This window comes from Bacillus sp. FJAT-45066 (assembly GCF_002335755.1).
In the GTDB taxonomy this organism is placed as follows: Bacteria; Bacillota; Bacilli; order Bacillales; family Bacillaceae_I; genus Bacillus_CD; species Bacillus_CD alkalisoli.
This window is the reverse complement of record NZ_NISQ01000001.1, coordinates 3,254,623-3,274,360: the sequence shown is the minus strand read 5'-3', so window position 1 is coordinate 3,274,360 and position 19,738 is coordinate 3,254,623. Positions and strand designations below refer to the sequence as shown.

Sequence of the window (19,738 nt, the reverse complement as noted above, 5' to 3'; positions counted from 1 at the left end):
GCGGTTTTTTTCTAACAACTTACATCTTCTCCGGAGAAGAAACTCCAATAAGTTTTAAAGCGTCTTGAATAGTAATCTGTGTTGCTTTCATTAACGCAAGACGTGCTTTCGTACGATCTACGTTTTCAGAATCTAATACTTTTTCTGCATTGTAGAAGCTATGCAGTGTGGAAGCTAATTCAAAAATATAGTTTGTCATTCTATGTGGAATACGCTTTATCGCAGCTTCTGAAACAACTTGTGGGTATTCCCCAAGCTTTTTCAATAAATCGATCTCTTTTTCAGACTGAATATGCTCAAGAGCAAACGGACCAACTAATTCAATACCTTGCTCTTCCCCTTGACGTAACATACTGCAAATACGCGCATGTGCGTATTGTGCATAGAACACAGGGTTTTCATTTGATTGTGAAACTGCTAAGTCCATATCAAAGTCTAAATGCGTGTCCGCGCTACGCATAGCGAAGAAATAACGCACTGCATCTAATCCAACTTCTTCCATCAAATCACGCATCGTAACAGCTTTACCTGTACGTTTGCTCATCTTCATCTTTTCACCGTTTTGGAACAAGTGAACAAGTTGAATGATTTCTACTTCTAATGCTTCTTTTCCGTAACCTAACGCTTCAATTGCTGCTTTCATACGCGGAATATATCCGTGGTGGTCCGCACCCCAAATGTTAATCAACTTATCATGGCCACGTAAAAGCTTGTCCTGGTGATAAGCGATATCTGGCGTTAAATACGTGTAAGAGCCATCATTTTTAATTAATACACGGTCTTTGTCATCTCCGAATGTAGTGGAACGGAACCATGTTGCCCCACCGTCTTCAAAAATATGACCTTGCTCGCGTAACGTATTTAAGGCTTCGTCAATTTTCCCATTATGGTATAAAGAAGTTTCTGAGTACCATAAGTCGAATCTTACACGGAACTCTTCTAAATCTCTTTGAAGCTTTTTCATTTCAAAAGTTAAGCCATACTGGCGGAAAAATGCTAAACGCTCTTCTTCTGTTTCACTCACAAATTTGTCGCCATACTCACTAGCAAGTTCTGCCCCAATATCGATAATATCTTGACCGTGATAGCCGTCCTCTGGCATTTCTTTTTCCATACCTAACGCTTGGAAATAACGAGCTTCCACCGATAATGCTAAGTTATTAATTTGGTTACCAGCGTCATTTATGTAATACTCGCGAGTTACATTATATCCAGCTTTTTCTAACACGTTACATAAAGAGTCTCCAACAGCCGCACCGCGGGCATGTCCTAAATGCAAGTTACCAGTAGGGTTAGCTGAAACGAACTCGACGTTTACTTTTTCGCCGCCACCTACATTTGTTTTTCCGTAATCAGATCCTTGTTCTAAAATTGTTGGGATAAGGTCTGTTAAGTAAGAGTTGTTCATGTAGAAGTTGATGAATCCAGGCCCTGCGATTTCCATTTTTTCAATGGACGCTTTTGATTGGTCAAAGTTTTCCACTAATTGTTCGGCAATCATGCGTGGTGCTTTTTTGGCTACACGAGCTAATTGCATTGCCATGTTTGTTGCGTAATCTCCGTTTGCTTTATCTTTCGGTATTTCCAGTACAACATCCGGTATTTGCTCTTCTGTTGCTAAGCCCGCTTTTATTACAGCATCTTTAATTTCATTTTTTAATCGTTCTTGCACTTGTTCTACGATATTCATTTAGATTTAGCCTCCTCGTATTGAATTGAGATTGTATATTGTCCTGCTTGTTGGTTTTGCATCGATAGATCGTATTTTAATTGAATGGAACCTCGATGTTTTTTCTCATCTTTCATGATGAAAATTTTCTTCGTATCTATGTCTAAATGGAAAATTCCAAGATCGCTTTCATAGACGCCAGCTGTTTGTTCGCCAAGCTTGTAGCTTTGACGCATTTTGACTGCTCCAGAGCGACCAACCCAAATTTCGTCGTCTGTTAGTTTATATATGACGTTGACGTTGCCGATGTCTTTTTGTTTTTCAGAAAAAACAAGGAACGTTTGGTTATCTTTTATGTAGTATTGACCTTTTGTTTTAAATGAAACACGTTCTTTTTGTCCTTCGTGAACGATTTCGGATTGAAAGGAAATTTTTATAGGGACTTTCACGTCTTCCTGTTTACCTGTCATTTCATTTCACTTCCTTCATCCTAAGTAGATTTATAACCTTCATATTATAAAACAATTTGTTTGTAAAATACAATAGGGGCTAGGCTGATTGTGAATAGATTCACAGTCTGCCTGCCCCTTTTTATTTAGCATAATCACACTATTACTAATCGTTGATGTTCGCGGAAGGTATTCGCTTTCCGCGGGCGGTCGCGGGAGCCTCCTCGGCGCTTTTGGCGCCTGTGGGGTCTCCCTTGACGCGCTTTCCCGCAGGAGTCTCATACCTTCCGCGAACATCAACTTCATGAGTAGTTATATTAAAAAGCTAATACTAATTTTTCTGATTCAGTAGGAACTTGAATATTCCCTATTAAAGTTAAAAAATTTATTTTACCCAGCCTAAAATCATTTCGCGGATTAGTTTGCTGGCTGTGTTGGCTGTTTGTTCGGATGCGTCGTAGATTGGTGCTACTTCTACTAGGTCTCCGCCGACAACGTTAACGTCAGAGTTTGCGATTGCATGGATGGATGCAAGTAGTTCGCGAGATGTGATACCTCCGCAATCTACTGTTCCAGTACCAGGTGCGTGTGCAGGGTCTAAAACGTCAATGTCGATTGTTACGTATACAGGACGTCCTGCAAGTTTTGGTAGAATTTCTTTTAATGGCTCTAGCACTTCGAATTTAGAAATGTGCATGCCTACGCGTTTTGCCCATTCAAATTCTTCCTTCATACCTGAACGAATTCCGAATGAGTAAACATTTTCTGGACCAATTAAGTTTGCTACTTTTTTAATTGGTGTAGAGTGAGAAAGTGGCTCCCCTTCGTAATGGTCGCGTAAGTCTGTATGTGCATCCATGTGAATGATTACAAGGTCAGGGTACTTTTTGTACATAGCTTTCATAACAGGCCAAGATACTAAGTGCTCCCCACCCATTCCGATTGGAACTTTTCCTTCGGCTAAAAGCTTGTCCACAAAATCTTCAATCATGTCTAAGCTTTTTTGTGGGTTACCGAATGGTAGTGGGATGTCTCCTGCATCAAAGTATTTTACTTCGTGTAGTTCACGGTCTAAGTAGGCACTGTACTCTTCTAAACCAATGGAAACTTCACGAATTCTAGTTGGGCCGAAGCGAGAACCTGGGCGGTAGCTAACTGTCCAGTCCATCGGCATTCCGTATAATACAGCTTTACTTTCTTCAAAGTTTGGGTGACTTGCGATAAAAACATTTCCTGAATATGCTTCGTCGAAACGCATGTGGATGTCCTCCTTTAGTTTAGTGGGGGACTGACCCCCGTTACGTTAATGCATGAAAAAGTGATGGGTTATTCCCCACCACTTTTCCAAAATACCAATTTTTATTATTTGATTAAATCGCCAACAAATTTAGGTAGTACGAATGCTGCTTTGTGTAGTTCTTTTGTGTAGTATTTTGTTTCCATCTCGTGGAAGCGCTCTTCTGTTACTTCTAGTGGATCGTGCTTTTTAGATCCGATTGTGAACGTCCACATTCCACTTGGATATGTTGGGATGTTCGCAATATAAAGGCGTGTGATTGGGAAAATTTCACGAACGTCGCGTTGAACGTTTGAGATTAGTTCCGGTGTAAACCATGGGTTGTCCGTTTGTGCAACGAATACGCCATCTTCTTTTAATGCTTTTGAAATCCCTGCATAGAAACCTTTTGAAAATAAGTTTACTGCTGGTCCTACTGGCTCTGTCGAGTCAACCATGATTACGTCATACTCATTTTCAGACTTTGCAATGTGCATGAAGCCGTCGCCTACTTGAACGTCAACACGAGGATCATCTAGCATACCAGCGATTTCTGGTAAGTAAATTTTAGAGTACTCGATTACTTTTCCATCGATATCTACTAATGTCGCTTTTTTCACGCTTGGGTGTTTTAATACTTCACGAATTACTCCACCATCTCCGCCACCTACAACTAATACGTTTTCAGGGTTTGGATGTGTGAATAAAGGTACGTGAGCAACCATTTCGTGGTATACGAACTCATCTTTTTGAGTTGTCATTACCATGCCATCTAAAAGAAGCATGTTGCCGAATTCTTCTGTTTCTACCATGTCTAGCTTTTGAAATTCTGTTTGCTCTGTATGTAATGTTTTATTAATTTTAGCCGTAATACCGAAGCTTTTCGTTTGTTTTTCTGTAAACCATAATTCCATTTGTAAAACTTCCCTTCTACTTTAAATATTTATCCATAAGCACGCTACGAGTTTATCGTTCCCTAACAACAATTCTTACAAACAAACTTTTACTTTTTTATTACATTCATGTTAAAAGTGCCTGGCACCTGTAACGTGTTTGTATCATTCGAAAGTTGGTCAACAAAAAAAGTATAGATGAATCTAGCAAAATTTCAAGGAAAATATTTAATTTTTCTATAAAAATGTTTAAAATGCTTCCATCTTTTTCATACTAGATATAATAGTGTGCCTTTTGGGGGTATTTTTAATGGAACTGATGACGAATAAACGATTCCAAAGTTGGATGAAATATATACGAGCTTTACTTTTTATAAGCGGAATACTAGCATTCTCCTTTTTTCTAGTTATTGGGGGAATTTATTATTATGCAAAATCGAAAGAGGCACCGCCGTTATGGGTGACACAGTCATCGATTTTTTATGCTGCGGACCAATCTATCATCGGGGAAGCTTACAACGGTGAAAAACGGTATTGGGTGACGCTCGAGGAAATATCTCCACATCTTATTGATGCGACTATCGCTGTAGAGGATCGCCGCTTCTTCACGCATCACGGCTTTGATTATCGCCGAATTGTTGGAGCGATTATAGCAGACATAAAAGCTCGTGCCAAAGTGCAAGGAGCTAGCACCATTACACAACAGTATGCCCGTAATCTTTTTCTAGAGCATAAAAAAACATTTTCACGTAAATTACAAGAAGCGCTTTATACGATACGAATGGAAATCCACTATTCGAAAGAAGAAATTTTAGAAGGTTATTTAAATACGATTTACTACGGTCACGGTGCTTACGGAATTGAATCCGCTGCACATTACTATTTCGGTAAGTCTGCCATTGATTTAACTATAGAAGAAGCAAGTATGCTTGCAGGTATTCCGAAGGGGCCTGGCATTTTTTCTCCATACATCAATGAACAGCGCGCGTTAGAGCGACAACAAATAGTGTTGCATTCTATGGTGGCAAATGGAAATATTACCACTGATGATATAGAGATTGTTTTAGAAAAACCACTCCAATATGGCGAGCGTAAACATTTACCGAAAGAGTATATGGCGCCATATTTTCAAGATGCGGTTCGTGCCGTTTTGCGCAACGAACTTCAATTGCAAGAGGAGCTTTTAAAAGGCGGATTGCATATTTACACAACATTAGACCCAACATTACAGGCAATCGCGGAAGAAGAAATTGCGGAAGGATTGAAAAATGACCCTGAACTACAAGTAGGTTTTGTGGCGATGGACCCGAATACCGGAAGAGTGAAAGCACTGGTTGGCGGTCGGAACTATGATGAAAGTCCATTTAATCGGGCAACACAAGCGGAACGTCAACCTGGCTCAACGTTTAAACCATTTTTATATTACAAGGCACTAGAAAACGGATTTACTCCATCTACCCCTTTTCGAAGTGAAAAAACGACATTTACGTTTGATGAAGGTAGAGCAACTTATATCCCTAAAAACTTTAATAACTTATATCCGAATAGTGAGCTAACGATGTTACAGGCGTTGCCGCTTTCGGATAACGTGTATGCGGTGAAAACGCATTTATACCTCGGTGAGGATCAAGTGGCCGATATGGCTCGTCTGCTCGGGATTACTAGTTCCATCAACCCAGTTCCAGCCCTAGCACTTGGCACTTCGCCTGTTAAAGTGATAGATATGGGAACTGCGTACAGCGTTTTTGCCAATGGTGGAAGAAGTGTGAAGCCAGTCTTTATCGAAAAAGTGGTCACGTTTAAAGGAGAAGTTCTGTTTGAACGGGAAAAGAAACGCGAGCAAATTTTAGACAAGGATAAGACGTTCGTACTTAATCATATGATGACAGGTATGTTTGACCAGAGATTAAACGGTTATACGAGTGTTACGGGTAATAAATTGGTTGGCACGGTGACGCGTCCGTATGCAGGTAAATCTGGGACGACGGAGACGGATAGTTGGATGATTGGGTACACGCCACAGCTTGTGAGTGTTGCTTGGACTGGCTTTGATGATAATAAGTCGATTTATCAGAAGGAGCAGTTTGTTAAATATATTTGGGCTAATTTTATGGAGAGGTCTTTGGCGAACAGGTCGGTTGAAGCGTTCCGTCCGACTGAGGATGTGGTTGGGGTGTATGTGAATCCTGAGAGTGGGTTCTTGGCAACGGAAAACTGTCCAGTATCGCGCCTAACGTATTATGAGGCGGGTACAGAACCCATTGAGTATTGTCATTTGCATGAAGTGGAAGAGGTGGAGGATGAGGTTGCTTCCCCTGTGGACGATGCTGATACTGCGCAGCGTTGGTGGAAAAAGTTGTTGCCATGGCGTCGTTGATTTTTCGGATAGATTACGTTTTTATTATAATCCATTCAAAATAAGCCGTTGAAGCTGTTTCAACGGCTATTTTTTATACCAATCTGGTAGATCAATGCTACGTATATGTTGATGTTCCAGCAATTTTACATCCCCGCTTCCACCAATCTCATAGTGCAACCGATCCTCCCCAACTGGAATATGCGCACCTACAACTGGATTAACTAACAGTGTTACTTCAAAAACAAACGAGCGATATCCACCTATCCGTTCTACTTTCTCAACTACCGTTTGATAAGGATAAACGGCTACAAACGATAAACCTGCTTCTTTTTTGTAAAACTCCCCAATCGTTTCATGCACTTGTGGAGTTAATAACGATAAAAAGATATCTTGGTAAAGTTCTTCACGAGATTGCTCTGTCGGAATATACGGTGTTTCGGCAAATGTATGGATCGGCGTCGCAAAAACCAACAAGCAAATTAGTATGTATCTCTTCAATAAGAACACCACCTTCTTCTCCTAGTGTGAAGCAAAGCAATCAGCTCCATTAGTGGCAAAAAAAGTTAAAACCCCCGAGAAAGATTTCTCGAGGGTTTTAAGTGTCCTAGTTCTCCATGTGTTCTTAACACATGTAAGAATAGTTTACTTTTTTTATGAAAATAACTCAAGTATGTTCGTTACACGTTCAAAGAAATGTCACATCTTTATTTCTGAAAAACCCTTGACAAATTAGCTTAATCCTTGCTTTAACTCGTCGCTAGACAGATCCCACATTTGTTTATTATGGGATTCTAAATATTTTCTCAGAATAGCTTTTCCTTTTTCGTCCATATGGTCGACCATAATTTTCCGTTTCATCGATTTGTCCATTTTGTTTACATGCTCTGGAAGCGATTTGTAGCCGCGACGAATTTCACGGTCCACGGTCATTTCACAAGCTGTTACCCCCGCGTAGTATGGCCCTTCTTGCTTGCGATCGATTGTTACCCATACAAGCCAGTAAAGTTTTCCATTAGGAACATCCTCTTTGTTTGGCAAAAATTTAATGCCACGTTCTACGGTACTCCTAGCATGCATAGCTCCTACGTCCACGACTGCGTCCTCACCTTCCACATCGACAATAACTGGTGAGACATTCTCTAAACTCAAAGCACCAACGCCATAGCCACCATGGCCATCTGTTGGGTCATTTTTTATTATATTAAAACCAATTGGCTTTTTCTTTTTTTCTTGATCCATTGTAATTCCTCCTTTTAGGGGTTAGTGGTTAGTTGTTAGGTGCCAATCACTATTTATATGTATTTTTGCAAGTTGATTTGCTATTCTATATATTTTATCACTAATAGTATACAATACTTTATATACTTGATTGCAATAGGAGGATTTATTATGCCATATGTTACGGTAAAAATGTTAGAAGGTCGTACGGAAGAGCAGAAGAAAGCATTAGTGGAGAAAGTAACTACTGCTGTGAGCGAAACGACCGGTGCTCCAGAAGACAAAATTGTGGTATTCATTGAAGAGATGACAAAAGGCCACTATGCAGTAGGCGGAAAACGTTTGAGTGACTCTTAGGCGTTAGTTGGTTAGGCGTTAGCTGTTTGGTTTTAGGAGTTAAGGTTATACCTAACAGCTAACACCTAACTACTAATAGCTAAAAAAAGCCAAGCCCAACATCAGGCTTAGCTAGAAATCTCTATTATCTTAATTGGGTGATAGTTGTTAGCTAGAGCGTTATAACTAACCTGCAATTTCTTTTCGTAACGCTTCAATATATGTGTAAGCTTCTTCGACTTCTTCCTCTGTGTAGCGTTGTTTACTTTTCAACGTGAAAATTTTTTCTTTAACTTCTTCTTTTGATAAGTTTTCAAAAAACAACACCGTCGAAACTAATTCTAAAAATCGAGAGCTTTGTTCGTTCATGTTTAGCATGCAGCTTTGTAAGTGTGGCATCGTTAACTCATCGTAATGAGCTAAAAATTCTTGTCCACTTTCCGTCAATGAATATCGGTATTGAGAGTAGCCACCTTTATTTTCTTTCAACTCGCTTAAGAAACCTAAGTTACATAGTTCTTCTACACGTAATGTTATTTCTTCTGAATATGGTCCGTAAAAGTGAAAATTGTATTTTTCGTAAAATGGGTAATTTAACTTTTTAGCAATGTACACCATTTTTTGTAATTTTTTTCTGCCGATAATTTCCCCTGCAGAAGCAAATACTTTCATTAATTTCGCGTGATCCGTTAACAAACCCGTTCATCTCCTAACCTGTAGATGCTGCTTATAGTCCTAGTATCTCTAGTATCTTTTTCTTTGTCGTCTTTTTCGAAGATAAGTCTTCTAGTAAGTCTTGTGGGAAGTATAGTTTATGATCGGTTCTGCGTTTTCCAGAGATGGCATCGACAATTTCCGACTCTCTTGATAACTCCCTCACTTCGCCGCTCGGCATTAGTAAGTGAATTGGTAGTCTTTCTCCTTCTTCCCCCGGACGGTAAAAGTCGTACGGTAAGTCAGAAGAGGAATCTACAACTAAGTAATATTCGGGATCTAATCCTGCTCTTTTGAATAGACTAGTTAACTCCATTAAGTCTTTCATCTGCTTTGTTGGATTAAATTCGACAAATTTGAACAAATTCCTGTTCATAAACCTTCGACATAAATCGCGTAAAATCTCGTCATCTTCCTCTTGCCACATTTGGAAGTAGTACATAACAACAGCTTCGTCTAATTTTAAATAGTCTTTTAATGTGATCTCTTCTTCAAAAATAGAGTAAAAATGTAGCGGCTCCTGTTTAAATGTATAAAATTCTTCGTGCAGTTGCTTCGCACGATGTAAGATTTTCGTTAAAATAACTTCCGCACTACGAGAAACTGGGTGGAAATATACTTGCCAGTACATTTGATAACGGCTCATAATGTAGTCTTCTACTGCATGCATCCCACTCGACTTAATGACAACTTGCTCTTCACGTGGGCGCATAACACGCAAAATACGTTCCATGTCAAAATGACCGTAACTAACCCCTGTAAAGTAAGCGTCACGTTGTAAATAATCCATGCGATCAGCGTCGATTTGGCTAGAGATTAGGCTAACCACCATTTTGTTTTTGTATGTTTTAGCGATTACTTCTGCTACGTGCTTTGGAAAGTCTTTATGCACTTTTTGTAAAACGGCGTTCACTTCCGTAGCGCCTAAAATAATCGCTTGTGTAAATTCTTCGTGGTCTAAGTGGAACACTTTTTCAAATGCATGGGAAAATGGTCCATGGCCTAAATCATGAAGTAATGCCGCACATAAACAAAGTAATCTTTCTTCGTTATTCCACTCTGAACGCCCTTCGAAACTGTCATCAATAATACGGCGGACAATTTCGTATACACCTAGGGAGTGATTTAATCTGCTATGTTCTGCGCCATGAAATGTTAAGTATGTTGTTCCAAGTTGGCGAATGCGACGCAAACGTTGGAATTCAGCTGTTCCAACTAAATCCCATATGACGCGGTCACGAACGTGTACGTAGCGATGAACTGGGTCTTTGAATACTTTTTCTTCTGTTAATTTTTCCGTTGCATAACTCATGTACTTCCCTCTTTTTAAGCTTCCATGTTGGCCAAGCCGTTCTTTTGTTTTTATGTTTCGCACCAGGTTGAATAGTAATTCTATTGAGTCCGTTTCATAATGTATGAATACTATACGAAAAACGAATGATAGCATCAAACTCTGTATCTATACAGTTTAAAAAACGAACATATTATTATGAATTAACTAAGATATTCGTTTTTCACTAAACGAACCGTAATTAAATTAATTCTATTATATAGTTTTTCTTTTAAAGAGAAAACGGGGCTATTTGTTTAAAATCTAGTCATTTTCTACATTTTACTAGTTTCTATTTCTGTTTTATTTATTTTTCTCTTTTTCTCTAAAAAAATGTATAAAATACGAGTGATGTGTAAAAGTAGGAGTGCGTGATAGAAGAGAAATAAAAAGTCACCTTTGTATAGTACAGAGGCGACTTTTTTTATTTTTTCAGCTTTTTATTAACTTTCTCGATTAATTCATCTTCCGTTGGTGCAGATACAGGACGGTTATTTACGAATGCAAATGACTTCTTTCTTCCTGGTCCACAGTAAGACTGACAACCTATATCAATGGTAGCTTCCTCATCAACTTTTTTAAGTTTCGGAACCAATGTTTTTATATTTGTAGCCTGGCAATCGTCGCATATACGAAATTCATTCGCCATGGTCTAAACAATCCCTTCTTCGATTATCTATATGAGTACTTAATATGTGTAAAAACTATTATTTGCTATAGGGTATTTTACATGGAAAAAAGGGACAATGCAAGTTCGTTTCATGTGAGGAATTATAGAAATGTCAATATATTTATTTAGCTAGACAGCCTCTTTTTACTAGAATCTAGTATTTTTTCTATGAATATGTATAAATATTTTTTTCTATGTCAAAAATAGGAACAGAACAGGCAAACGCCTTTAACTTAAATATAAATGGAAAACAATAGACAAAGAGGGAGTTGTGTAAGATGAAAGAACGTCAAGATGCTTGGTCAGAAGAGAATGATTTGATGTTAGCAGAAACAGTTTTACGCCATGTACGCGAAGGTAGTACACAATTAAATGCATTTGAAGAAGTTGGGGACAAACTAAATCGCACTTCTGCTGCTTGTGGCTTCCGCTGGAACGCAGTTGTTCGTCATGACTATGAGAAAGCGTTGCAACTTGCTAAAAAACAACGTAAGCAACGTCAACGCGCATTAGGCCAACCAACAAAGAAACTATTATATACGCCACCAGAAACTTCAATAGAGGATACGATTCCTTTTGTGTTAGAGCAAGATTCTAAACCTAGTTTTGCGACGAAAAGTGAAATGGTAGAATTCGGGCAAGAACAAGAGCTAGTAAGCAATACTCGTACAGAAAAAACAGCAACTTCTGCACAGGTTAATAACTATGTTCCTGCAACAGGAAGTTACTCTACTCAATATCGTGCTACAAATGTAGCTAATCCAACTGGATTAACGATGGAGGCTGTTATTCATTTCTTACAATCCATGAAGCGTTCGAATGTTCAAAACACGGCATTACAAAGTGAAAATGCAAGACTAGCAAAAGAGAACGAGGAATATGCTAGACAAATTTCCGAGTTAGAAAAACGTGTGCAAAAATTACAAGACGAGCAAACAACTATTCAAGAAGATTATGAGACATTAATGAAAATTATGAATCGCGCTCGCAAACTAGTGCTGTTTGACGAAGAGGATCGTACTCCATCTAAGTTTATGATGGATCGTAATGGGAACTTGGAGAAACTGGCGGAGTAAATAGAAGGTGTTAGGTTGATTTGGTAATCTGATATGGTTTGTTGATTTTTTGGAAGTGTATCATAAATTGAATGAACTGTAACATAAATTTCCCGAAGTGTAACAAAAAAAGGTCAAGGTGTAGCATTAAATTATGCAGGTGTAACATAAATCGACTGAATTGTATCATAAATTCCGCTAAGTGTTACATAAAACGGAGGAAGTGTAACATATATCCTTCAAGGTGTAACAAATCAGGGGCGTATACATTTCTATACAGGAAAAATAGAAAAGAGGGGTCCACTTGGCCCCTCTTTTGCTATTCTTTATTCAATAACTTCTCATTTCGTTCCGATACTCGCGCGAAATTTTGTTCGTAAACGTCTAACTCGTCTTCCTTTAAGCCACTTTGATAGATTTTATCGCTATGGTCTTTAAGGGCAAGCAATAGTCGCAACATCACATCTTGAACCGTTAGTTCGGCCTCCAGTAGTTCCGATAAGCTTGCCATGACAGTTGGGTCAATTGCTGGGAATGTAAACTTGCTTTCTACACCTTGTATACCTCTTTCGTACAAACCTTTTACAATTTCGGCACGCATGGCTCCGCTTTTATTTACACATAAGTAGATCTGTACGGCAACGCCACCTTTAATGCGACGTTGCGAGATGCCGGCAAATTTTTTCCCGTAAATGCTCAAGTCATAACTTCCTGGACAATAGGATCCGGCGATTTCGCGTGCTTCTATTTCAGCACGGAAGTCACGGAACATGTAGCGAATTAACGCCCACATTGTGTCATAGCCGCTGTTTATGTCAATGGATTTTTCTTTTTCAGGCAAAACGAGGGAGATGTTTAGTACGCCACTATCTAAAACGACGGCGAGTCCGCCTGAGTTGCGAACAATGGCTTCATACCCTAACTTCTGCAAAAATTGTAGGCCATCCTCTAGGTGTGGTAGTCGCGTATCTTGAATGCCGAGTACTACCGTTTGTTCATGCACCCACGTGCGGCAAACGGCCTCGCTTTTGCCTTCTCCAACAAACGTACAAAGTGTGTCGTCCATTGCAAACGACTGCAACGCCTTGAAGCGTGGGCCTAGGGAGGATTGATCTATAATTCGCCATGTTGGTTGTTGTAGTAATTTCATGTTGTTCATTTCTATCATAAAGAATCTTCCTTTTTATCCTTTAATAATGATAATCGTGCGGTCGTCATGGAAATCGTCGCTGCGAGCTTTTGTTATTTTTTCTAAAATTTCATTAGCCATTTCTTCTGCTGTTTTCGTGCGGTCGACTGATTCTATTGCTTTTTTCATCGCCATAATGATGTCTTCCTCTGGGATGCTTTTATCTTCAATTAATCCATCTGTATATAGAAGAATTAAGTCTCCTTTTTCTAATTGTAGCTGTTGTTCGTGAAATTCGCTATCTTCAAAGAAGCCTATTGCTGGGCCTTTTGTGTTTATTTCTGAAAACGTATTTGTTTTTGCATGATAATGAATAGCTGGTTCATGTCCCGCTGATGCATATCGGACTACACCTGTTTTTGTATCAATATGCAGTGTCATTAACGTTAGGAAATTTTCCGATTTACTATACTTAGTAAACACTTTGTTTAAATTACGTAACAATATTTTCGGCGAATCGGCTTGTAAGTTCACATTTTCAATCGCACCTATTAGCAATGATGTTTGAATGGCTGCCGGAATTCCTTTTCCTACAATGTCTGCAATGGTTACTAAGTACACATCGTCTCCTTGTAAAATATTGTGAAAATCACCATTTAACCTTTTAAACGGGATCGAAACAACTCCGATTTTTTCACAATACGGTGTTTCTAGGTAAAAATCTTGTTGGATGCTTGCGGCTGTTTCAATTTCATAGTCAACAATCGCCTTTTCCTTCGATAATTCTTCATTTTCAATCGCTTCCCGTAAATCTCGTAACGTATAAACATAGCCATCTATTTTTTTATGGTCTATTAATGGGAATCTATCAAACTCAACAGGTATCTTCTTCTCGCTAAGCGTGACAATTTCTTCATACTCAAAATAATTGGACGATTTTGATTCAAACTGAGAGATGTCTAATCCTTCTGTCTCTTGAACTTCCAGAAGCTGCTTCGCATATTCGTTCATATAGGATATTTTTCCTTTGGCATCTGTTTCCACAATACCAAGTTCGATCATGTTAAACATCATTCGATTGCGCTCGTGTAACTGGTGGATTTTTTGAAAAGGCGCTCTGACACTTAACAAATATAAAATAATAAAAAACATTGCATAGCCAATGATTTTATAAATATGGCCAGCCATATTTAAATAGGCATCTATCGCTTCATAGCGCATAAAAAAGATAGAAGATAAGATTAAAGAGAAAGATCCAATAACATATAAATTACGCAGCATGATGTGTTTAAATTTATCTTTATAAATAAATAGAACATACATAATAACAACAGCGTGTAAAACTGCCCCTACGGCTTCTAAACTTATTTTAAATGTAGTTGGCGCTCCATCCATTATTAATGTAGGTAAAGAAGGATGATGAGCAAAGACGATGTAGGTAGTAAGTAAGGAAAAGACTGTGAAAAATAAATAGCTCGTTGAAAGTTTTACTTTTTTCATGAGTGTTGGAAATATAATGACGAATGTCAGGACGATACTTTCTGTTAAGCGTGCCATTATCCAAAACCATGCGGATGTCAAAGGCGAGCTTTCGATAAATAGAGTTGGCATTCCTACAAATGTTAGGGCATGGAATGTATCAAATGTTCCGACCGCTAAAAAAGCCCCTGCTAGCAGTACAGAAAATTTGACCGTCCCTCCCTCTTTATGCGTTACCCATGCGTGTATGGCGATGCTAAACGATACAAAGATGGAAATCATTTCGACAATCAAGTGCATAGAAGCATGACTTGGTTGGAAAGGGTTGTACATGAGTGAAAAGAAGGATGGAAACATAAATAAAAGAACCGTTGAAAAGGCTAGGGCTAATAGTATGTAATAAAGTTTTATATCTGTATTCGGAACTATTCGTTTCATAAGATCCTCACTATTATTTCTTAATTTTTATTTGATAGTTGAGTCCGTTTCATAATGTATGACTATACGAAAAACGAATGATAGCATCGAATTCTGTGTTTATACACTTTAATAAACGAACATATGATTTTGTATTTCACTGAAATATTCGTTTTTCATTAAACGAACCGTAATGATGAAATTGATTGAGTTATTTATTAGTATAGCAAGAAGCCCTAATTACGACAATTATGGGGAATATTCTTTTAAGACTAAGCAAAAAGAAAGACACGTGAGGCTCACGTGTCTTCTAGTTTATTTATACTGTATATGAAAAATTACTTGATCTTATTTTACCGTTTGACCAGCTGTGATTAGTGCCAGCTTATATACATCTTCTACACTGCAACCACGCGAAAGGTCATTAACAGGTTTGTTTAGTCCTTGTAAAATTGGGCCAACTGCCTCAAAGTTACCTAAACGTTGGGCAATTTTATAGCCGATGTTACCTGCTTCTAAACTAGGGAAAACAAATACGTTTGCATCACCTTTAATTTCTGACAGTGGAGCTTTTTTCTCCGCAACAGATGGAACGAACGCCGCGTCAAACTGGAACTCACCGTCAATCGTTAAGTTTGGTTCACGTTCTTTTGCAATTCTAACAGCTTCCACAACGCGCTCTGTTTCAGGAGATTTTGCTGAACCTTTTGTGGAGAAGCTTAACATCGCAACACGTGGCTCCATGTTGAACATTTTTGCTGTTTCTGCACTTTCAATGGCAATTTCCGCTAAGTCATTGCTGTCTGGAGAAATGTTGATCGCACAATCTGCAAATACATACTTTTCTTCGCCACGAACCATGATGAATACGCCGCTCGTCTTGCGAACGCCTTCTTTTGTTTTAATAATTTGTAATGCCGGGCGAACGGTGTCCGCTGTCGAGTGGGCTGCCCCACTAACTAACCCTTGTGCTTTGTTCATGTGAACTAACATGGTTCCGAAGTAGTTCGGGCTAAGTAATATTTTGCGCGCATCTTCTTCTGTTGCTTTTCCTTTTCGACGCTCTATGAATGAAGCTACAACTTCGTCCATTTGCTCATATGTACTTGGGTCTAATACGTCTACTCCGTCTAACGTTAAGCCTAAATTTTTTGCTAGTGTGTTTACTTCTTCTACGTTACCGATGACAATTGGCTTGACCATATTTTCGACTGCAAGTCTTGCTACAGCTGTTAAAATACGCTCGTCGTTTCCTTCTGGGAAGACGATACCGATGTTTTTCCCTACTACTTTTTCTTTTAAGGTTGTAAATAAATCGCTCATTATAGACACTCCATTCGTTTGGCTGTTTTCGTAAATTTTTGTATGGTACATGAAATATTGCCCGTTTCTTTCCGCTACGGGCATCTGCTTTCCGCCGGGAGGGCATAGGAAGGTTATTTTCACTATCGTGAAAAAACCTACTCCTCGGCTTCGCCTGTGGGGTCTCAGCCTTCCCTCTTCTTCCCGCAGGAGTCAGATGCCCTCCGCTTCAATCCACTCAAGGTTTTAAATTACATGCAAACCGACTATCTTCCCGACAACAACCTTATTATTTCTACCATTAAGCATACTGCATCAAAACGGAAAATCAACTAAATAGACGTTATGTTATCGCTTACAGGAAAAAGTCTTTATTTTTAAAAAGTTCTGTGGAACTAAGAGATAGTTTTTTACTTCCTAAGTTTGTACAAAAACTTTTACAGGCCAATAATACAGTTGATTTCAGTTGAAGGTGTGAGACTCCTGCGGGAAAGCGCGTCAAGGGAGACCCCGCAGGCGCTGGGCGCCGAGGAGGCTCCCGCGACCTAGAAAAGTGATGGCGGCTCGTTCAGCTCCGAAATGCATAAGACAGGGGCAGCTTGAGGGCGCAATTTGCCCTCGTGATGTCCATGGCTTATGACTCGAGGAGCTAGCCGCAAGACCTAGACACGCCCGCGGAAAGCGAACACCTTCAACTGAAATCAACGTTTAGCAATCCTAACTTTTTTCATAGTATTTATTGTTTCTGTTCACAACGACTCTATGCAAAAAACATGACACAATTTGTGAAGTTTGATAAAAAGAAAGTAAGGAGAAACTATGTTATAGTATGGTTAGGAGCAGTACATAATTGGGAGGATGGCTTGTTTTTTTGTGGCAAGTGGTTTCCTGTAAAAGTTTATTCAAGGAGTGATAGATGTGAGTGAAGCAGCACAAACTTTAGATGGTTGGTATTGTTTACATGATTTTCGCAAAGTAGATTGGGCAGCCTGGAAGATGTTATCTAGCGAAGAGCGCCAATCGGCAATCAATGAATTTTTAGGTTTCGTCGAAAAATGGAAAGTAACAGAGAAGCAAGAAAACGGTAGCCATGCTCTATATTCTATCGTTGGACAAAAAGCTGATTTCATGATGATGTTACTTCGCCCAACTTTAGAAGAATTAAATGAGTTAGAAAATGAGTTTAACAAGACGACATTTGCAGAGTATATGATTCCTGTAAATTCTTACGTTTCTATCGTCGAGTTAAGTAACTACTTACCTGAAGGCGAAGATCCTTACGAAAATCCGCAAATTTTAGCGCGATTATATCCAATCTTACCGAAAGCGAAGCATGTTTGTTTCTATCCGATGGACAAGCGTCGTAACGGTGAAGATAACTGGTACATGTTACCAATGGAAGACCGCCGTCGCATGATGCGTAGCCACGGTATGATTGGTCGTCAATATGCTGGTAAGGTGAAGCAAGTGATCACTGGTTCTGTTGGGTTTGACGATTATGAGTGGGGCGTAACTTTGTTTGCAGATGATGCGTTACAATTCAAAAAGCTAGTTTATGAAATGCGTTTTGATGAAGTAAGTGCACGTTTCGGTGAATTTGGTGCATTCTTCGTTGGAAATTTACTTGAAGAAGAAAAAATTTATTCTTTCTTACATGTTTAATATGTTTTATGTTGCCGTTCTGCCTTTGGGTAGGGCGGTTTTTTTGTTTGTTGGTAGTTTTTGCGTTTTATCAGCGAAAATGGCGAGTTAATCAGCGAAAATTGACATTCAATCAGCGAAATCGAAACATTTATCGGCGAAAATCGTTAATCTATCAGCGATACTCCCCTTCCAATCGGCGAATTGAATATCCAATCAGCGAAACATGCTCTTAATCGGCGAACCTTTACAGAAAAAGAAAACCCTCCACACCCTCCCAAAAATTAAATTTCAATCATATTCTCCCCACCCCCTTCATACAATCAAGTAGTGTGAATTAATATTATTTTTCCGCACCATTTTCCATGGCCAATGGAATACAGGTAGATTTAAACTTCACTGTTTCTTTTCCCCAACAGAAGCAGATTGTCCAGAAGTATATCGTACGTTTTAGGTTGGGTTAATTCTAAATAAATAGATAAGTGTCACCTTAGACTTTTAGAGGAGGTCATGTTTCATGAAAGGTCAGTATCAACAACAAGCAGGGCAATTTGCGGGATATGGAATGGATCCATACGCGCAATATTATCAGCAACAAGCGGGTTTCCCGTATGCAATGGGGCAACAAATGGGGCAAGTAGCTGGTGCTCAATCAGGGATACCTTCATTCCCTCAACAACCAGTTCAACAGCAACCAATTGCAGGAATGCTACCGTTAGAGCAATCGTACATCGAAAACATTTTACGTTTAAACCGTGGAAAGTTAGCTACTGTGTACATGACGTTTGAAAACAATCGCGAGTGGAATGCGAAAATTTTCAAAGGTATAATTGAGGCAGCAGGTCGTGATCACATTATTTTAAGTGATCCGCAAACAGGCAAACGTTACTTATTGTTAATGGTTTACTTAGATTACATTACGTTTGATGAAGAGTTAGAGTATGATTATCCGTTTGGTGCGGGAGCGCAGTTGGCTTCTTTTTCACCTAGATAATTTTAATAAAAAACGTTGAGCGATGTCGCTTGGCGTTTTTTTATGATAGTAATCTGTATAATTGAGGGAAGAGCATTTTTGTGGAGGTTTTTTGAACTACAATATAAATTTTATTGTCATGACGAAGTGGATGCTATCACGAGGTGCGAGACTCCTGCGGGAGAAGCGGGAAGCGGGAGACCCCACAGGCGCCGTGCGCCGAGGAGGCTCCCGGCGCCACGAAAAGTTTGAAGCGGCTCGTTTAGCTCCGACAAGCATAAGACAGGGGCGAATTGAGGGTGTGCTTTTTGCCCTCAAGACGACCATGGCTTATGACTCGAGGAGCTAGCCGCTGAAACTAGACCCGCCCGCGGGAAGCGAGTACCTCGTGATAGCATCAACAATTAGTACCGTATGTAAATGTTACGCCTTTACTGCCGCTACAATAATTAGCGCCCATGCTACTAAAAACGCAACGCCGCCGATTGGGGTGATGGCTCCGAGTACTTTTATTCCTGTAAGTGTCATCACATACAAGCTACCTGAGAATAATAAAATCCCGACAAACATAATCCACCCGGCGCTAGTAAGCATAGCCATATTACCCCATCTGTCGATTAAAAAAGCGATAACAAACAAGCCACCAGCGTGGAACATTTGGTACGTTACCCCCGTTTTCCATACTTCTAACATCCGCTCCGACACTTTTCCTTCTAAACCGTGAGCGCCAAACGCCCCAAGTGCAACTGCAAGAAAACCATTTAAAGCTGCTAATATAATAAAAATATTCATTCTATTATCCACCTTTCTCTTCCCTATATTATAATA

18 protein-coding genes and 1 pseudogene are annotated in these 19,738 nt (G+C 39.3%); 6 read left to right on the top strand and 13 right to left on the bottom strand.

The window, feature by feature from the left end; all coding sequences use genetic code 11:
- Positions 1-19: 19 nt before the first annotated feature.
- From argS to speE, 4 genes are all read right to left on the bottom strand, one after another.
- Entirely contained in the window at positions 20-1,690 is a 1,671-nt protein-coding gene (gene argS / locus CDZ92_RS16565; RefSeq protein WP_096156321.1) for an arginine--tRNA ligase, read from the bottom strand.
- A complete protein-coding gene (locus tag CDZ92_RS16560; RefSeq protein WP_096156320.1) occupies positions 1,687-2,139 on the bottom strand; it encodes a DUF1934 domain-containing protein in 453 nt (150 codons plus the stop codon). Before CDZ92_RS16560 ends, argS begins: the two co-directional genes overlap by 4 nt.
- 364 nt (positions 2,140-2,503) lie before the next feature.
- Entirely contained in the window at positions 2,504-3,376 is an 873-nt protein-coding gene (speB, locus tag CDZ92_RS16555; RefSeq protein ID WP_096156319.1) for an agmatinase, read from the bottom strand.
- A 104-nt stretch (positions 3,377-3,480) separates the two neighbouring features.
- Positions 3,481-4,308, bottom strand: coding sequence for a spermidine synthase (speE, locus tag CDZ92_RS16550; RefSeq protein WP_096156318.1), 828 nt, complete (start codon positions 4,306-4,308; stop codon positions 3,481-3,483).
- A 289-nt stretch (positions 4,309-4,597) separates the two neighbouring features.
- Between speE and CDZ92_RS16545 the strand changes: the two genes are divergently transcribed.
- Complete coding sequence (locus CDZ92_RS16545; protein WP_096156317.1) at positions 4,598-6,664, top strand: transglycosylase domain-containing protein; 2,067 nt, start codon at positions 4,598-4,600, stop codon at positions 6,662-6,664.
- A gap of 66 nt (positions 6,665-6,730) precedes the next feature.
- Here CDZ92_RS16545 and CDZ92_RS16540 read toward each other — a convergent pair whose 3' ends face one another.
- Both CDZ92_RS16540 and CDZ92_RS16535 read right to left on the bottom strand, forming a co-directional pair.
- Positions 6,731-7,144 (bottom strand): DUF3888 domain-containing protein, encoded by a 414-nt coding sequence (locus CDZ92_RS16540; RefSeq protein ID WP_157842648.1) that lies wholly within the window; start codon positions 7,142-7,144, stop codon positions 6,731-6,733.
- Positions 7,145-7,375: 231 nt separating this feature from the next.
- Positions 7,376-7,885: a YwhD family protein gene (locus CDZ92_RS16535; protein ID WP_096156315.1), complete on the bottom strand. Its 510-nt coding sequence runs from the start codon at positions 7,883-7,885 to the stop codon at positions 7,376-7,378.
- Positions 7,886-8,035: 150 nt separating this feature from the next.
- Between CDZ92_RS16535 and CDZ92_RS16530 the strand changes: the two genes are divergently transcribed.
- Positions 8,036-8,221 carry a 2-hydroxymuconate tautomerase gene (locus tag CDZ92_RS16530; protein WP_096156314.1) on the top strand — a complete coding sequence of 62 codons (186 nt, stop codon included), beginning with the start codon at positions 8,036-8,038 and terminating at the stop codon, positions 8,219-8,221.
- A 165-nt stretch (positions 8,222-8,386) separates the two neighbouring features.
- Here CDZ92_RS16530 and CDZ92_RS16525 read toward each other — a convergent pair whose 3' ends face one another.
- The 3 genes from CDZ92_RS16525 to CDZ92_RS16515 form a co-directional block, all read right to left on the bottom strand.
- Positions 8,387-8,896: a YwgA family protein gene (locus CDZ92_RS16525; protein WP_096156313.1), complete on the bottom strand. Its 510-nt coding sequence runs from the start codon at positions 8,894-8,896 to the stop codon at positions 8,387-8,389.
- A 31-nt stretch (positions 8,897-8,927) separates the two neighbouring features.
- Complete coding sequence (locus CDZ92_RS16520; RefSeq protein WP_096156312.1) at positions 8,928-10,226, bottom strand: HD domain-containing protein; 1,299 nt, start codon at positions 10,224-10,226, stop codon at positions 8,928-8,930.
- Between the two features lie 442 nt (positions 10,227-10,668).
- Entirely contained in the window at positions 10,669-10,893 is a 225-nt protein-coding gene (locus CDZ92_RS16515) for a DUF1450 domain-containing protein (protein WP_096156311.1), read from the bottom strand.
- A 299-nt stretch (positions 10,894-11,192) separates the two neighbouring features.
- Here CDZ92_RS16515 and CDZ92_RS16510 point away from each other — a divergent pair, with 299 nt between their 5' ends.
- Positions 11,193-11,990 carry an RsfA family transcriptional regulator gene (locus tag CDZ92_RS16510; protein WP_096156310.1) on the top strand — a complete coding sequence of 266 codons (798 nt, stop codon included), beginning with the start codon at positions 11,193-11,195 and terminating at the stop codon, positions 11,988-11,990.
- Positions 11,991-12,288: 298 nt separating this feature from the next.
- On the opposite strand, the gene CDZ92_RS16505 is transcribed toward CDZ92_RS16510, so the two are convergent.
- The 3 genes from CDZ92_RS16505 to pta form a co-directional block, all read right to left on the bottom strand.
- Positions 12,289-13,128, bottom strand: a complete 840-nt coding sequence (locus CDZ92_RS16505; RefSeq protein ID WP_096157040.1) for a lipoate--protein ligase family protein — start codon at positions 13,126-13,128, stop codon at positions 12,289-12,291.
- A 24-nt stretch (positions 13,129-13,152) separates the two neighbouring features.
- Positions 13,153-15,015, bottom strand: a complete 1,863-nt coding sequence (locus CDZ92_RS16500; protein WP_096156309.1) for a SpoIIE family protein phosphatase — start codon at positions 15,013-15,015, stop codon at positions 13,153-13,155.
- Positions 15,016-15,342: 327 nt separating this feature from the next.
- Entirely contained in the window at positions 15,343-16,317 is a 975-nt protein-coding gene (gene pta / locus CDZ92_RS16495; protein ID WP_096156308.1) for a phosphate acetyltransferase, read from the bottom strand.
- 897 nt (positions 16,318-17,214) lie between these two features.
- On the opposite strand from pta, the gene hemQ reads away from it, so the two are divergent.
- The 3 genes and pseudogenes from hemQ (at position 17,215) to gerQ (ending at position 18,931) form a co-directional block, all read left to right on the top strand.
- The gene (gene hemQ / locus CDZ92_RS16490; protein ID WP_096156307.1) at positions 17,215-17,958 is read left to right on the top strand and encodes a hydrogen peroxide-dependent heme synthase; all 744 of its coding nucleotides are present in this window, start codon (positions 17,215-17,217) and stop codon (positions 17,956-17,958) included.
- 340 nt (positions 17,959-18,298) lie between these two features.
- A pseudogene (locus CDZ92_RS20545) lies at positions 18,299-18,391 on the top strand (cell wall hydrolase); the annotation flags it as partial.
- A 63-nt stretch (positions 18,392-18,454) separates the two neighbouring features.
- Positions 18,455-18,931 carry a spore coat protein GerQ gene (gene gerQ / locus CDZ92_RS16480; RefSeq protein WP_227521416.1) on the top strand — a complete coding sequence of 159 codons (477 nt, stop codon included), beginning with the start codon at positions 18,455-18,457 and terminating at the stop codon, positions 18,929-18,931.
- Between the two features lie 402 nt (positions 18,932-19,333).
- Here gerQ and CDZ92_RS16470 read toward each other — a convergent pair whose 3' ends face one another.
- Positions 19,334-19,702, bottom strand: coding sequence for a DUF423 domain-containing protein (locus tag CDZ92_RS16470; RefSeq protein ID WP_096156305.1), 369 nt, complete (start codon positions 19,700-19,702; stop codon positions 19,334-19,336).
- Positions 19,703-19,738 lie beyond the last annotated feature (36 nt).

Excerpts from the sequence above, each read along its gene's own strand:
- argS (WP_096156321.1), bottom strand. The coding sequence starts at position 1,690 with ATGAATATCGTAGAACAAGTGCAAGAACGATTAAAAAATGAAATTAAA.
- CDZ92_RS16560 (WP_096156320.1), bottom strand. The coding sequence starts at position 2,139 with ATGACAGGTAAACAGGAAGACGTGAAAGTCCCTATAAAAATTTCCTTT.
- speB (WP_096156319.1), bottom strand. The coding sequence starts at position 3,376 with ATGCGTTTCGACGAAGCATATTCAGGAAATGTTTTTATCGCAAGTCAC.
- speE (WP_096156318.1), bottom strand. The coding sequence starts at position 4,308 with ATGGAATTATGGTTTACAGAAAAACAAACGAAAAGCTTCGGTATTACG.
- CDZ92_RS16545 (WP_096156317.1), top strand. The coding sequence starts at position 4,598 with ATGGAACTGATGACGAATAAACGATTCCAAAGTTGGATGAAATATATA.
- CDZ92_RS16535 (WP_096156315.1), bottom strand. The coding sequence starts at position 7,885 with ATGGATCAAGAAAAAAAGAAAAAGCCAATTGGTTTTAATATAATAAAA.
- CDZ92_RS16530 (WP_096156314.1), top strand. The coding sequence starts at position 8,036 with ATGCCATATGTTACGGTAAAAATGTTAGAAGGTCGTACGGAAGAGCAG.
- CDZ92_RS16520 (WP_096156312.1), bottom strand. The coding sequence starts at position 10,226 with ATGAGTTATGCAACGGAAAAATTAACAGAAGAAAAAGTATTCAAAGAC.
- CDZ92_RS16515 (WP_096156311.1), bottom strand. The coding sequence starts at position 10,893 with ATGGCGAATGAATTTCGTATATGCGACGATTGCCAGGCTACAAATATA.
- CDZ92_RS16510 (WP_096156310.1), top strand. The coding sequence starts at position 11,193 with ATGAAAGAACGTCAAGATGCTTGGTCAGAAGAGAATGATTTGATGTTA.
- CDZ92_RS16505 (WP_096157040.1), bottom strand. The coding sequence starts at position 13,128 with ATGAACAACATGAAATTACTACAACAACCAACATGGCGAATTATAGAT.
- CDZ92_RS16500 (WP_096156309.1), bottom strand. The coding sequence starts at position 15,015 with ATGAAACGAATAGTTCCGAATACAGATATAAAACTTTATTACATACTA.
- pta (WP_096156308.1), bottom strand. The coding sequence starts at position 16,317 with ATGAGCGATTTATTTACAACCTTAAAAGAAAAAGTAGTAGGGAAAAAC.
- gerQ (WP_227521416.1), top strand. The coding sequence starts at position 18,455 with ATGAAAGGTCAGTATCAACAACAAGCAGGGCAATTTGCGGGATATGGA.
- CDZ92_RS16470 (WP_096156305.1), bottom strand. The coding sequence starts at position 19,702 with ATGAATATTTTTATTATATTAGCAGCTTTAAATGGTTTTCTTGCAGTT.